The organism is Duganella hordei (assembly GCF_040369125.1).
In the GTDB taxonomy this organism is placed as follows: domain Bacteria; phylum Pseudomonadota; class Gammaproteobacteria; order Burkholderiales; family Burkholderiaceae_D; genus Rugamonas; species Rugamonas hordei.
The window spans coordinates 305833-319052 of sequence record NZ_BPWI01000004.1 but is presented as its reverse complement, the minus strand read 5'-3'; the positions used below and the strand labels follow the sequence as shown (position 1 = coordinate 319052).

Sequence of the window (13220 nt, the reverse complement as noted above, 5' to 3'; positions counted from 1 at the left end):
TGCGTCGGGTAATAATCGAAAGACTTGAGAATCAGAAATGCGGCGGCGAGAATGAGAAACAATCGGATAAAAATCTGTGGGCTCAACGTTGATGCCTTTCTTCGAAAATGAACTTTGTTGCGGCCTGCGAATGCACGCCGTACCATAGGTCAAGTTTATTTTCAGCACGTGTCTCTGTCATGCAAATTTTGAACAAGACATTTATCCTCCAACTGCTTGGCGCGACCCCGTTCAGGCCGCTGCGGACGTCTCTGGAAAAATCAGCCGGTAATGCCGCAGGTCCTCCTCGAAAGCATTGCACCGCTTGAGCTGCTCATAGAGGTCTTGGCGCGGCTGCGAATAGTTAAACGCGGCTGTCCACTCCTGAATGCGGGTCATTGCCCGAATGTACGGCGTCGCATCAGCATTGTTCGAAAGACTCTTCAAAGGCAAAAGATAATCCTCACGGTAAACCGTCGGGACGATTATGCGCGACCTACCAGCGGCGCTCAGCACGCAGTTCATAGCCAGGCGTGCCGTGCGACCATTGCCGTCCATGAAGGGGTGAACTTCCGAGATAACAAACATTGTCATTAAGGCGCGAGCCATGGGGGCCTCCAGTGCCCTAATCAGATCGAAGCCCTCTCTCAGTGTTCCTTGCACCAGCTCGTGAACCACAAACATGGTTGTCCCCGCCTGGTTATTCAGGGTCTTCCATTGGCCTGGATTTTTGTCGTGCCTGGAGTGCATCACCAGCGCATTGACGCTCTTGAGCCAGTCCAGGAATTCATCGGCCGTGGCGGCAGGCTGGTCACGCCACGGCGCCCCCATAGCAGCATGGAATGTTCCGAGGATGTCATGCGAATCTTCCGCTCGGTTCTGGATGATCTTGCCCTCGAAGACAATTTCCTCGGCCTCGCTCACCAGGAACGTGGTGCCTTCGATGTAGTTCGAAAAGTAGGCCTCAAAGAACGCAAAGTTTTCGCGCGCGACACCTTTTTCAGCGTTGGAGGGCACCTCCGGGAAAACCGCGGCCCGCAAGCTGCTGAACAGGGTGGTGAAGAGGTCAAGTCTTGTTGGATCGTACGGCCGCCCGGCCGCACGCGCGAGAGCCTGCTTGCTCGAGAGCTTATTGGTCGCATGCGTGCCCAGCAGTGCGCCCATAATGCCGTCCAGCCGCTTGAACTCCTTCTCACGGCCAAGCTTATCGGCTAGCTCGCGACAAGTATCCCTGAGCTGGTTGAAGTGATACTCCCCTCGAATCGAGAGCATCTTGTCCAGCTCCGCTTCGAGTGCGGTTTGAGACAGAACTCGCTCACCGACACCCCGGCCCACAGCCAAGTTCTCCAACAGCCATCGGGCCTGGCCAGCCAGAAAGAGCTCCTTGTAGCGGACATCACCGTCGACGGCGCCATGCCCAGGAATAACCTTGATAACCAGGCCTGGGAGCTCAATCGTGCGCGCGCGATCTCCGCGGGTGATATAGATGCGTCCCTCAAAAGGCTTTGCATCTAAGCCGCTTCTATAGCTAAGTACACCCTGCGGCAGGAGGTGGCTTACAATACTTGCCCAGTGCCGCTGGACTATTGATTCAGGTGGACTGCTCAGGTTGCTGGTATAAATCCCCTGATACAACTTCAACAAGCGGCCGTCGCCGGCGAGACGTAGAATTCGGCGATCCGCTGCAGCATCGCCTCCGCCCGTGAAAATGATTTCTGACAGTGATACGTCGGATTTTTGCGCGATTGCCACAGCGAGCCCCCGATGATTGTCTGAAAAATGACATATTGTGACTGATTTTGTCGAAAAAGTGTGCTAATCGACCAATCAAGGGCTGTCGGAATTTATGCGAGTACGCGCGGCGAGAACCTCCAGTACGTCCAAAAAAGTCGTATTCGACGGAGTTTTGTCGGATTGATGTCTTATTCTGGCCAGGCGAAATCCTCACCGACTCATGGCGAATCATCATTTGTGGCATCAAGGTTTAACGCTCTCCCCTGAGCGTGTAGACCGGCTTTTCGGACTCCCCTTTCTCCACCATCGCGAGCAGGCGCTGCAGTTCCGTGCGCTCCTTATCGTCCTTTGCGGACGCTGCCAGGTTGCGCAGGATGGCGGCGTGCGCCGTTTGCAGCGCCTGCGCCGCAGGCACGGCGATGTCCGGCTTCACGCCGACGCGCTCCCAGTTGGTTTTGGTGACGAAATTGGTCGTGCGCGAGGTCGGGATCGAGACAACGATTCCGTTCCCCACGCTGAACCAGCTCACGGGATTGGAGCCGCCGCCGGTGGTTTCTCCGACCAGCGTCCCGCGCTTCTGCGTCTGGAAGTCATAGGCGCAATCCTCTCCGGCGGAAAACGTGCGGCCCGAGGTCAGTACGTACACGGGCTTGTCGTAGCGCAGTGCGACAGTCTTCACGGTCCAGAACTGCCGCGTCGTATCGTTCGGGCGATTGTACATATCGATCAGGTGACGCTCGTCGCCGAACGGGAAGAAATGGCTCATCAGGTAAGCCACGCTGGCCGGGCTCCCGCCGCCGTTGCGGCGCAGGTCGAGGATCAGCGCATCCGTCCCCGCCATGAGCGACATCGCCGCCGTGTACGCCGGGCCGACGAATTCCGGGCCTCCGAAGCCGCGCAGCTCGATGTAACCGACGTTGCCGGGAAGGCGTTCGATCTTCTCGATGTCATAGCCGCGCCGCGCGGTCTGCTCGCGCCATTCGTCAATCTTGGCGCGGTTGGGCACGTCGGCGGTATTGTTGGACTCACGAAAACCTTCGTAAATCCCGGCGCCGAAATGTTTGTCGCCGCTGAATTCGCGCAAGTCCTTCGCCAATGCCTCACTGAGCGCTTGCGCACTGGCGGCGGACGCATAGCCTCCCTTGGCATGTTTGCCTGCAATCGCATGGCTGACCCGTTCGGCCACGGCGGGATCGATGTAATTCGCGTTCATTTTCGCTATTAGCGTCTGCACGATCGCGTCGCGATCGGACGCGTTCAACGGGGTGTCCGCCGTCGCGAAGGCGGGAAACGACAACAGCATGCTCAACACAACGCCTGCGACAAACTTATTTCTACCCAACATACATTCCTCCAAGTTGAACTACGAATCAGGTCTCATGTTGAGCTGTTGCAGCGCATCCGCCAGGGCGGGCACATAGGTGCGGCTGGCGCGCAGCACACTCCCGTCGCGCAGGCGCAGCATGGCGTCCCGGTTTGTGAGCGAACGCATCTCGGCGATCATGTCCAGCCGCACGATGGACGAGCGGTGCACACGGTGGAACTGGCGAGGATCGAGCTGCATGGCCAGGTTGTGCAGGCGTTCACGCACCAGCCAGGTCTTGCCATTCGCATGCAGAGAGGCGTAGTCGCCGTCGGCCTCGATACGCTCGACTTCAGCAACCGGTACCAGCACCGTACGCGATCCTATCCGCACACTGAAGCTGCGCATCGCCGTTGCTGCCGCTGGCGCGGCGCGGCCATGGCCGCGGTAGGGAAAAGCCTGCTGAGCGCGGTCAAGGGCTTCGTCGAAGCGTTCGTCATCGACCGGCTTGAGCAGGTAATCGAGGGCGGCCAGTTCGAAAGCTTGCAGGGCGAAGCCTTCGTAGGCGGTGAGCAGGATCGCCATCGGCCGCTGCGCCGGCGGCAACGCGGCCAGCACGTCGAGGCCGCTCTTGCCCGGCATCTCGACGTCGACAAACACCAGGTCGGGCTTCAGCGCCACAATCCCTTCATAAGCGCTGGCTCGGTCACCGAATTCGCCAACCAGCTCGAAGGCGCCGCGCCGTGCCAGCCTGGCTTTGACCGCCAGTCTGGCCAGCGGCTCGTCGTCGACGATAACGACCCGGATGTTCATGCTGCCGCCTCCATACCGCGCAGAGGCATGGAGATGCGCACGTGGAAGCGACCATCCGCACGCCAACCTGCGTCCACCTCTTGATCCGCGCCGTACAGGTGGCGCAGGCGTTCCCTTACGTTGGCCAGGCCGATGCCGCTTCCCTCGCGCGCCGGCTGTTGGCCGTCGTTCTGCACGCCGATGAGCAGGCGCGCCCCGGCGCGTTCGACCAGAATGTCGAGCCGCCCGGGAGCGGCCAGCGCTGCGATGCCGTGGCGGATCGCATTCTCGACCAGCGGCTGCAGCATGAGGTAGGGCACGACGCTGTCCAGCAGGTCCGGGCCGGCCTTCATCGTCAGGCGCAGGCGCTCGCCGAGGCGCGCCTTTTCGATGGCGAGGTAGGCGTCGAGGAGGGCCAGTTCATCGGCCAGCGCATGCTCGTGGCGGCCGTCGTGGGCAAGGGTGGCGCGCAGGAAGTCGGCCACGCACGCGAGCATGCGGTTGGCTTCACGGTTGGACTGGGCAGACACCAACGCGGAAATCGCGTTCAGGGAGTTGAACAGGAAATGCGGATTGACCTGCAGTCGCAGCGCGCGCAGCTCGGCGTCGCGGGCCGCGCTTTGCGCCTGGGCGAGATGCAAGCGGACCTGTTGCAGCGACAGGTAATAGGCCGCCACCGCATGGGCCGCGCAGAACGAAGTCAGCGCCAGCCAGCAGCCATCCAGACCCCGGGTGAGCTCGTCCCAGTGGTAGCCGGTTATCAGCCCGAGCGAGATCGCAAGGCGCTGCCCCATCACGGCATTCAAGATCGACATCGCGTAGCTGGTTACCAGCAACACCAACGCCATCCTCAGCCAGGGCCACTCGCGGCGCCACATGGCCCGCTGCAGCAGCGTCAGCGGAATCAGCCACGCCAGGCAGGCGACAAAGAAAAGCGTACGGAAGGCAACCACATTGCCATGACCGAAGGCGGGCAGGCCGAGGATGGCCATGCAGGCGCAAACCGGCAGTGCGGCCAGCACAGGAACGAGCAAGGGGGTTTCGACTTTCACGTTGGGTTTCCAGAGTGCAATCTGGTCATTGTATCGTGTCAGTCACCTATCGAAAAAAGCATTGAGCTGATTTTCCAGCCATCTTCCGAGCGCACCATCTGCCAGCTCTCGCTGCCGCGATTGGTCACCTTGTCGTCGACAAGGAAGTCGAAATCGAACCAGACCGAGGCGACAGCGCCATTGGTATCGATGCGCACGTTGTAGAAGCGCTCTTCGACTGGCAGCTTTGCGTCCTGGATAAATTTGGAGAACTTCTTCCAGCTCGATGGGAACACCTTGGGCGCCTGCGGATTGAGCGCCTTCACCTTCTCCCATTTCGCCTCGTCGGCAACCGACAACCAACTGTCGTGGTTCTGCAGGAAGAGGTTGGCAAGGGTATTGCCGTCACGAGCGATGATCGCAGCCTTGAATTGCTCGACCACCTTTTCTATTGGCGCGATGTCGGCCGCATGGGCGCCGGCAGGTTTATCAGCGGCATGTACCGGGCTGGCCAGGCACAATGCAAGAAGGGTGAGGGAAAGTAAAACGCGCATGGAAAGTCCCGAGGTATGAAAGTTTTCACCTTAGGCGATAGCCGGACCGTGGTCTAGCCGAATGCGCCGACCCGTGCATAAACTGCGACCGGTTGGTTAAAACTTGGCAGTCAAACGAGGACTAAGTTGCTGTTATCAGTGGTCAGCGCATGGCGTTCCTGTACGCCTTGGGCGAGCTGCCGTTGAGGCGTTTGAAGGCGTTGCTGAAGGCGCTCTCGGATGTATAGCCGAGCGAACGGGCGACCACGGCGACCTGCGTGGTTTCGTCCCGCAAGGCGCGTTCGGCTAGGCGCATGCGCCATTCGGTCAGATAGGTCAGCGGCGCCACGCCGGCGACGGTCCGGAAATGCACCGCGAACGAGGTGCGGGACATCGCGCAGGCCTTGGCCAGTTCCTCCAGATGCCAGGCGCGGGCGGGATCGCCGTGCATCAAGCGCAGCGCCGGCGCGATGCGTGGATCGCCCAGCGCCCGCAGCCAGCCGCTGGGCATGGCGCTGGTGGTCTTCAGGTGCGCGCGCACTATCTGGATGAAGAGAAGCTGCGCGAGTTGCGCCGATACCAGCTGCGCACCTGGCAGCTGGGCAACGCCCTCTTCCACCAGCTGGTCGAGCAGCCAGCGGAAGGTGGTCGCCTGCGGTGACGCAGCCGGCACGTGTATCCAGGGCGGCAGTACGTCCGCCAGCAAGCGGCCGCTGGCCGGGTCGAGCAGCACGTGGCCGCCGATATGCTCGAAATCGTTGCCGTCGCCCAGCGTCGCGCTGCCGCCGGCAAACACGCTCATCGCGTCGACCGGCACCGCATCGGGATCGCTGCCCAGCACGAAAGAGCGCTTGGCGGTCAACAGGCCGACGTCCCCCGTTTCAAAACGCACCGGTTCCGCTTCGCCGTCTATGCTTACCCAGCAAGCGCCCTTTACCACCGCAAAGAACTTGATTTTTTCCGGCGCAGGAAAACGGACGGCCCACCTCCCTCCCGCCTTGAAACCGCCGGTGACCAGCGATTCGGCGTTGGTGAATTTGAGAATGTCGGAAAAAGGATCGGTGCTCATTTTTGTACTATCGCACAAGTAACGCGCATTTTGAAGCATTCACAGTACCAAATTCCCGCCATATCATTCCCTTGCCGTTTTTTCGGACCAAGGAGATTTATATGAACAAAGAAAAACCAGTACTCGTCACCGGTGGCACCGGGTTCATCGCCCAGCACTGCATCCTGGCGCTGCTGCGCGACGGATATCGGGTACGCACCACCGTCCGCTCGCTGGCGCGGGAAGCGGAAGTACGGGATAACCTCAAGACCGGCGGAATGCGACCGGATGACCACCTATCCTTCGTTGTGGCCGATCTCACCGCGGACGGCGGCTGGGCCGAGGCCGCCGCCGGTTGCGCCTATGTGCTGCACGGCGCCTCGCCGACGCCGTCGGGCGACCAGACCCGCGAGGAGGATTGGATCCAGCCCGCCGTCGAAGGCAATCTTCGCGTGCTGCGCGCGGCGCGCGATGCCGGGGTCGAGCGCGTCGTGCTGACCTCCGCCTTCGGCGCGGTCTGCGCCGGACACAAGCAGATGGAGCGCCCGTTCGACGAGACCGACTGGAGCGATCTGAGCGGCAAGGTGTGGCCTTATCAGAAATCGAAGACGCTGGCCGAGCGCGCGGCCTGGGATTTCATCGCCCGGGAAGGCGGCGGGCTCGAGCTCTCCGCCGTCAACCCGGTCACCGTGCTCGGCCCGGCGCTCGGCGCCGATTACTCGCATTCCATCCGCCTGATCAAGGGCATGATGGAGGGACAGGCCTGCGCGCGCATCAATACCGGCCTGGTCGATGTGCGCGACGTGGCCGACCTGCACCTGCGCGCCATGACGCATCCGGCGGCGAGCGGTCAGCGCTTCCTCGCCATCGCCGGCGAAAGCATGTGGCTGGCCGACATTGCCAGGGTGTTGCGGCATCGTATGGGCCCCGCCGCCGGCAAGGTATCGACGCGGGTATTGCCGAACTGGCTGGTGCGTCTTGGCGCCCTGGGCAATCCGTCATTGAAAGGAGTCACGCCGCTGCTGGGACTGAACCTGAACGCCACCGGCGAAAAGGCCTGCCGTCTGCTCGGCTGGACGCCGCGATCGCGGGAGGAGGCCATCGTCTCCACCGCCGGCAGCCTGATCCAGCTTGGCCTGCTGAAATAAGGCAGGCCACACACCAGCCGAATCCGCAAGCCTTCTTCGTGCGAAGAAACGTACAATGTCGGCATTCGCGTTCTTGATTCCACGTCATGCACTCTAACGATCAACAACGCCTGCTGCTGGGCGACGCGCTGGAGCGCATCGTCGCCAACCCGAGCGCCAACCATCTGTGGCTGCATCTGATGCAGCTGATACGGGGCATCACCGACGCCGGCTTGCTGACGGAAGTGGTGCACGCGCTCACGACCATGGTGCCCGACGACGGCCTGGTGGGCTTTTACCGCGCCACCGTTCTCGATCTCTCCACCGGCGACCCGGTATTCCTGCCGCAGGCCTGCGCCTGCCTGCAAACCATCGCGCCGCCCGACCTGGACCGCTATGCTGCGTTCTACGACGTGGCCTGGCAGCGTGTGCTGTTGTATGCAAATAATCGGACGGAATACATCCGGCGGCTGAAGGAGGTCGGCCTGCCTCAGCTATCGCTATTGATCGGCAAGCAACTGGCGCGCTACCTGCCGGCCGCGCCGGCGCAGGCTTGCGCGGAACCACGACTTCGGCGCGTGGCGCTGGTGGCGCCGCAACTGGCTACGCCTCTGCATCCGCCGACTCAGATGGCGCTGGATCAGGCGCGTACGCTGATTCAGCAGGGCATCGAGGTCCGCCTGTTCAGCTGCCAGGAAGCCATGGCGCCGGACCTGCGCCATCTGCTCGGCTCCGGCACCGACACGCCGCAGTTGCACGCCGACCTGCAGGCCTGGATGGACAGCGCCGGCGGCCCCGTGAGTTTGTATGTGGCCGATCATCGCGTGTCGCTGCGCCGCCGCTGGCTGGACATGCTGGGCCAGATCGATGCGTATGCCCCCGATCTGGTGCTGTTTGTCGGACTGCACTCCGGCCTGGTATCAGCGCTGTATCGGCGCTACCCTGTGCTGGGCATGTCGATCAATTCGATCGCGCCCATGGTGCCCGCCGATGCGTGGCTGACCGCTCAGAAGGTGCTGGCCGATACCGTGTCGCGCCCCTGGCATGAAGAATTTCCGGCTAGCCTGGCGTGCTACCACCCGTTCCGCGTGCGGCGCAAAACGGCCATTCCCGCGTTGACGCGCAGCAGCCTCGGCGTCGACGACGACGCCGTGCTGTGCATCACCATGGGAACGCATCTGAGGATCAAAATCGGTGGCGAATGGGCGCAACGCATGGTAGCGGCCATGCAGCGTCACCCCAAGTTGGTATGGCTGCTGGTCGGCGGCGACGGCGATTTGCCGCCCGCGCTGGCCGAGCTTCCGCCGGCGCGGCTGCGCCTGCAAGCCTACACGCCGCAGGCCGCGCAATGGCTGGCCGCCAGCGACATCTATCTGCATCCTCCCATCATGGGGGGCGGTTTTTCAGTGGCGGAAGCGATGGCGCAGGGCAAACCCGTGCTGGCGCTGGCTGACGCGGATGGCGGCGACAAGGCCGGCGACGAGGCGGCCGCCAACCTTGACGACTACTTTACCTGCCTCGACGCGCTGGCCGCCGATCCGGCATTGCGCCACGCCAGCGGCGAGCGGATGCGTGCCCGTTTCGACGGCGCGCTGGACCTGGCGGCGTCCGGCCCCAGCCTGCTGGCCGCGTGCCGGCAAGCCATGCAGCGCTACCGGCAGCGGATCAAACCAGCTGACGCTTGAACTTGGCCGGCACCCCGACCACCAGCGCGCCGGCCGCCACGTCGCCGACCGCCACGGCGCCGGCGCCGACGAAGGCATCGTCGCCGATGACCAGGCGCTCCAGCGTGGTGGCGCCGATCGCCACCGTCACGCGGCAGCCGATGTTCGACAGCCCGCCGACATTGGCGCCCGGCTGCACGCGGGAATAAGCGCCGATCCGCGTGTCATGCCCGATGGTCACGCCGCGGTTGACGAACACATGGTCCTCCAGCACCGCGCCCGGGCCGACCACGCTGTTGGCGCCGACAAATACGCCCTGGCCCAGCGTCGCCAGCGGCGACACATAGGCGGTGGGATGGATCAGCGTTGTGAACCGCAGCCCGAAGCGCTGCGCCAGTTCCAGCGCCAGTTGCTCGCGCGCCGGCGTGGTCGGGCCGAGCAGATAGACTTCGTCCGCGCCTGGCGTGAACTGCGCCAGCGTCTGCACCTGCGGCGGCGTGCAATGCCGGCTCAGCGCCTGCAGGCGTTGTTCCAGGCTCACGCTGCGCTCGTCAAGCACCTCGGCATGATGCACCACCACCTTGGCCAGCTGCAGGCCGTTGGCCAGGGCGCAGTCGAACAGGTCCGACAGGATATTGCTGATGCCGAAAATGACCAGCGACGCGCGTGGCGCGGTTGTTGCAGCGGCCGTCATCGCGCAGGCCCCAGTCCCAGCATGCCGCGCGTCTGGCTTGCGGTCGCCAACGGACGCCCCAGCGCCGCCGCCTGGGCCGCGACCCGCCGCACCAGCTGGAGGTTGTCGGCCAGTTGCGTGCGAGCATCGTCGAGCCACAAATTGTCTTCCAGTCCGATCCGCACGCCATGGCCCATCACCACGCCCAGCGCGTTGGCCTGGGTCTGGAAACGGCCGATGCCGCCCAGCGACCACACCGAGTCCGGCGGCAAGGAGCCGACGATGGCGGACAAATGCAGCAACGTGGCCTGGGCCGTGCCCGGATTGCCGAGCAGAATGTTGAAATAATACGGCGCCTGGATCAGCCCTTTGCCGATCAGCATGTGGGCGATATTGACCATGCCCAGGTCGAACACCTCCAGCTCCGGCTTGATGCCGCGCTCCCGCATGATCTCCGCCAGCCGCACGATGGTCTGGGGCGCATTGACGCTGGCATCGCGCGCAAAATTCATCGATCCCAGCGTCAGGCTGGCCATGTCGGGCTTCAGCCCATCTTGCAGATACAACGTGGCGGCACGCTTCTCGACGTCGGCAACCAGGCGGCCGCTGGTGGTGGTGACGATGACAGTCTCAGGGGCCCGCGCGCGAATGGCGCCGATGATCTCGGCATACACCGCCAGGTCATCCGTGGGCGTACCGTCGGCCGCGCGCGCGTGCAGATGCGCCATCGACACACCCTGTTCGACGCAGCGCACCACATCGTCGGCAATCTCCGCGGGCGTCAACGGGACGAAGGGCGATTGCGCGCGCGTAGGCATCATGCCGGTGGGCGCAAGATTGACGATCAGCGGCGTTTGCAACAATGTCATTGGAGATCAGGGATGGCGGAAAAAATTGGTCGGCCCCGACAGACCGGAAGGTACCGGCGATGGAGCGCAGGCGGAATTTTACTTGAATTACCTGGCCGCACCGGAGGAAAAACCTGCTTCGAACCCCATTCCCAATTCCGGCGCAAACAATCCGTGCTAACCTCGCGCCAAAGCTGACCCGACAACCTGAGGAGAAAGACCATGCCTGCCCTGGAGTCCGACGCCCACGCCGCCGAGGCGGCCCTGATGGACTGGCACCGCGCGCTGGAGGCCCATGACTGGGACGCGGTCGACGCCGGCTTGACAGCGGAATTCGTCAAGATCGAGCATGACCGTATCTTCGATAAGGCCGCCTTGCTGGCGTTGCTGACACCCAGCGCCGCGCTGGGGCGGCAACGGGCGTTTCTGCACGGGTTTCGCACCCAGGTGCGGGGCGACGTCGCCTGGACCACGGTGCGCAACGATGCCGTCTGGATCGCCAACGATGGCAAGGAAACCGCATACGGTTTTCTGGAAACGGCGGTCTTCAAACGCGAAGGCGACGCCTGGCGCATCGATCGCTATCACGCGACCCGCCTGGCCGCGCAGACCAAGGCAACCGGGGCTTGACGGGCGCTTACCTGGCGCCACCGCAGGCCACGGCCATGCCGTCGGCCGATTTCAGGCACGTCTGGGCTTGGCCGCCGCAGGCGACGGCACGCCCGTCGGCTGAGCGTTCGCAGACTTGAGCCCGGCCGCCGCAGGCCACCGCGCGGCCGTCGGCGGATTTCTCACAGTATTCGGCGCGGCCGCCGCAGGCGACCTGCTGGCCGTCCGCCGACTTGCCGCAGAGTTCCGCGGCGCCACCGCAGCTCACCTGTCGGCCGTCCCCCGACGTTTCGCACACCGCCGCGCCGCCGCTGCGCGCGGACGCATTGGGCGACTGCGGGATGATAGTCATGCAGCCCGCGCATAGGAGCGATGTCAGCAGGGCCGTTACGGCGGAGAGTTTGGTCATGGCGTTATCGAAGATGTTGGACAGGCCAGCACGATACACCGGAACCGGTCGTTGTTGCAATTTTCACATTTCGCGGCAAAAATGGCGTCTGTTCAATTAACAACAGGATCACCGATGACCGACCTGAGCCATGACAGCCACCCTCAGCTGAGCAAGCACCGCATCGAAGCGCTGGTCGACGGCATTTTCGCCGTCGCCATGACCTTGCTGGTGATCGATCTGCGCCTGCCCGAGCATGCCCATCTTGCCGGCGAGGCGGAGTTGCGCGGCGTCCTCGTGGGCCTGATCCCCAACCTGATCTCGTGGCTGATCAGCTTTTTCGTGTTGGCGATCTTCTGGATCGCCAACCATCGCCTGTACAGCTACGTGCGCCACGCCGATCCGGGCCTGCTGTGGCTGACCATCCTCAACCTGGCCGGCGCCGCGCTGCTGCCGTTCGCCTCGGCGGTCAACAGCCAGTTCCCTTCCTTTACCGGCCAGCTGATCTATTCCGGCGTGATGATCTGGATGGGTGTATCCGCGCTGTTGCTGGCGCGCCGCATTTATCACCATCCCGGCCTGTGCGTGCATCCGATGGCGGAAGGCGCCTACCGCGCGACGGTGGTGCGCAGTTGCGGCGTGATGGCGATTGCGGCGCTGGCCGCCGTCATCAGTTATTACGAGCCGCGCCTGTCCAACGCCGTGTTCGTGCTGATGTCCACGCTGCGTCCGATCGGCAACCGCGTCGAGCGCCGTTACGCGCCGGCTGCGGCCTGAGTCAGACCTCGCTCCACTGCCGCAGCAGGTTGTGATAATGGCCGGTCAGGCCGACCAGTTCCGCACAGTCGCCCAGCCGCGCGCGCAGGCTCTGGATGTTCTGGTCCAGCTCCAGCAGCATGCCGCGGCGCATGTCGTCGCGCACCATGCTCTGGGTCCAGAAGAAGGAACACACCCGCGCCCCGCGCGTGACCGGCTCGACCCGGTGCACGCTGGTGGACGGATATAAAATCAGATCGCCGGCCGGCAGCTTGACCTCATGTTCGCCATACGCGTCGGTGACGATCAACTCGCCGCCGTCGTATTCGTCCGGATCGCTGAGGAACAAGGTCGACGAGACGTCGGTGCGCAGCCACTGGCCGCCCGGCGTCATGCGCCGCATCGAGCCGTCGACATGGGCGCCGTAGTGCTCGCCGCCGGCGTAGCTGTTGAACAGCGGCGGACAGGTGCGCAGCGGCAGCGCGGCGGAGAAGAACAGCGGACTGTGCGCCAGCCCCGCCAGCACGAGCGCGCCCAGTTCCTGCGCCAGCGCCGAGCCCTCGGCCAGCTGGCGGTTCTGCTTGACCTGCGCGCCCTGGGCGCCGACGGTGGCGCGGCCGTCCACCCAGTCCGACTGGTCGAGGCGGCGCCGCATCGCGGCCACCTGTTCGCGGCTCAGCACGGCGGGAATATGCAGCATCATGATCAACTCCTTAAAATGAAAAAGCCCCGCCG

14 protein-coding genes are annotated in these 13220 nt (G+C 63.6%); 4 read left to right on the top strand and 10 right to left on the bottom strand.

Annotated features, from left to right (window positions below; all coding sequences use genetic code 11):
* Positions 1-231: 231 nt before the first annotated feature.
* The 6 genes from ABWW33_RS12055 to ABWW33_RS12030 all read right to left on the bottom strand — a co-directional run bounded on the left by ABWW33_RS12055 (position 232) and on the right by ABWW33_RS12030 (position 6480).
* Positions 232-1731 carry a Fic family protein gene (locus ABWW33_RS12055; protein ID WP_176653245.1) on the bottom strand — a complete coding sequence of 500 codons (1500 nt, stop codon included), beginning with the start codon at positions 1729-1731 and terminating at the stop codon, positions 232-234.
* A gap of 232 nt (positions 1732-1963) precedes the next feature.
* On the bottom strand, positions 1964-3016 hold the full coding sequence (locus tag ABWW33_RS12050; protein WP_353402015.1) for a S41 family peptidase: 1053 nt from the start codon (positions 3014-3016) through the stop codon (positions 1964-1966).
* Positions 3017-3076: 60 nt separating this feature from the next.
* A complete protein-coding gene (locus ABWW33_RS12045) occupies positions 3077-3829 on the bottom strand; it encodes a LytR/AlgR family response regulator transcription factor (RefSeq protein ID WP_353401784.1) in 753 nt (250 codons plus the stop codon).
* Entirely contained in the window at positions 3826-4860 is a 1035-nt protein-coding gene (locus ABWW33_RS12040; RefSeq protein WP_353401782.1) for a sensor histidine kinase, read from the bottom strand. The genes ABWW33_RS12045 and ABWW33_RS12040 overlap by 4 nt, the downstream gene beginning before the upstream one ends.
* A 38-nt stretch (positions 4861-4898) precedes the next feature.
* Positions 4899-5393, bottom strand: coding sequence for a hypothetical protein (locus tag ABWW33_RS12035; RefSeq protein WP_353401780.1), 495 nt, complete (start codon positions 5391-5393; stop codon positions 4899-4901).
* A 142-nt stretch (positions 5394-5535) separates the two neighbouring features.
* The gene (locus ABWW33_RS12030; RefSeq protein WP_353401778.1) at positions 5536-6480 is read right to left on the bottom strand and encodes an AraC family transcriptional regulator; all 945 of its coding nucleotides are present in this window, start codon (positions 6478-6480) and stop codon (positions 5536-5538) included.
* Positions 6481-6542: 62 nt separating this feature from the next.
* Here ABWW33_RS12030 and ABWW33_RS12025 point away from each other — a divergent pair, with 62 nt between their 5' ends.
* Both ABWW33_RS12025 and ABWW33_RS12020 read left to right on the top strand, forming a co-directional pair.
* A complete protein-coding gene (locus ABWW33_RS12025) occupies positions 6543-7568 on the top strand; it encodes an SDR family oxidoreductase (protein ID WP_353401776.1) in 1026 nt (341 codons plus the stop codon).
* Positions 7569-7654: 86 nt separating this feature from the next.
* Positions 7655-9232: a glycosyltransferase gene (locus ABWW33_RS12020; RefSeq protein ID WP_353401774.1), complete on the top strand. Its 1578-nt coding sequence runs from the start codon at positions 7655-7657 to the stop codon at positions 9230-9232.
* On the opposite strand, the gene ABWW33_RS12015 is transcribed toward ABWW33_RS12020, so the two are convergent.
* Together ABWW33_RS12015 and ABWW33_RS12010 are read right to left on the bottom strand one after the other, a co-directional pair.
* Positions 9213-9905, bottom strand: coding sequence for an acetyltransferase (locus ABWW33_RS12015; RefSeq protein ID WP_353401772.1), 693 nt, complete (start codon positions 9903-9905; stop codon positions 9213-9215). The two genes, ABWW33_RS12020 and ABWW33_RS12015, sit on opposite strands and share 20 nt — an antisense overlap.
* The gene (locus ABWW33_RS12010) at positions 9902-10753 is read right to left on the bottom strand and encodes a beta-keto acid cleavage family enzyme (RefSeq protein WP_353401770.1); all 852 of its coding nucleotides are present in this window, start codon (positions 10751-10753) and stop codon (positions 9902-9904) included. Before ABWW33_RS12010 ends, ABWW33_RS12015 begins: the two co-directional genes overlap by 4 nt.
* 201 nt (positions 10754-10954) lie before the next feature.
* On the opposite strand from ABWW33_RS12010, the gene ABWW33_RS12005 reads away from it, so the two are divergent.
* The gene (locus tag ABWW33_RS12005; protein WP_176653253.1) at positions 10955-11362 is read left to right on the top strand and encodes a YybH family protein; all 408 of its coding nucleotides are present in this window, start codon (positions 10955-10957) and stop codon (positions 11360-11362) included.
* Positions 11363-11369: 7 nt separating this feature from the next.
* On the opposite strand, the gene ABWW33_RS12000 is transcribed toward ABWW33_RS12005, so the two are convergent.
* The gene (locus tag ABWW33_RS12000; RefSeq protein WP_353401768.1) at positions 11370-11750 is read right to left on the bottom strand and encodes a hypothetical protein; all 381 of its coding nucleotides are present in this window, start codon (positions 11748-11750) and stop codon (positions 11370-11372) included.
* A 114-nt stretch (positions 11751-11864) separates the two neighbouring features.
* On the opposite strand from ABWW33_RS12000, the gene ABWW33_RS11995 reads away from it, so the two are divergent.
* On the top strand, positions 11865-12506 hold the full coding sequence (locus ABWW33_RS11995; RefSeq protein WP_176653255.1) for a TMEM175 family protein: 642 nt from the start codon (positions 11865-11867) through the stop codon (positions 12504-12506).
* A 1-nt stretch (position 12507) separates the two neighbouring features.
* Here ABWW33_RS11995 and ABWW33_RS11990 read toward each other — a convergent pair whose 3' ends face one another.
* Positions 12508-13188, bottom strand: a complete 681-nt coding sequence (locus tag ABWW33_RS11990; protein ID WP_353401766.1) for a Fe2+-dependent dioxygenase — start codon at positions 13186-13188, stop codon at positions 12508-12510.
* Positions 13189-13220: the final 32 nt, after the last annotated feature.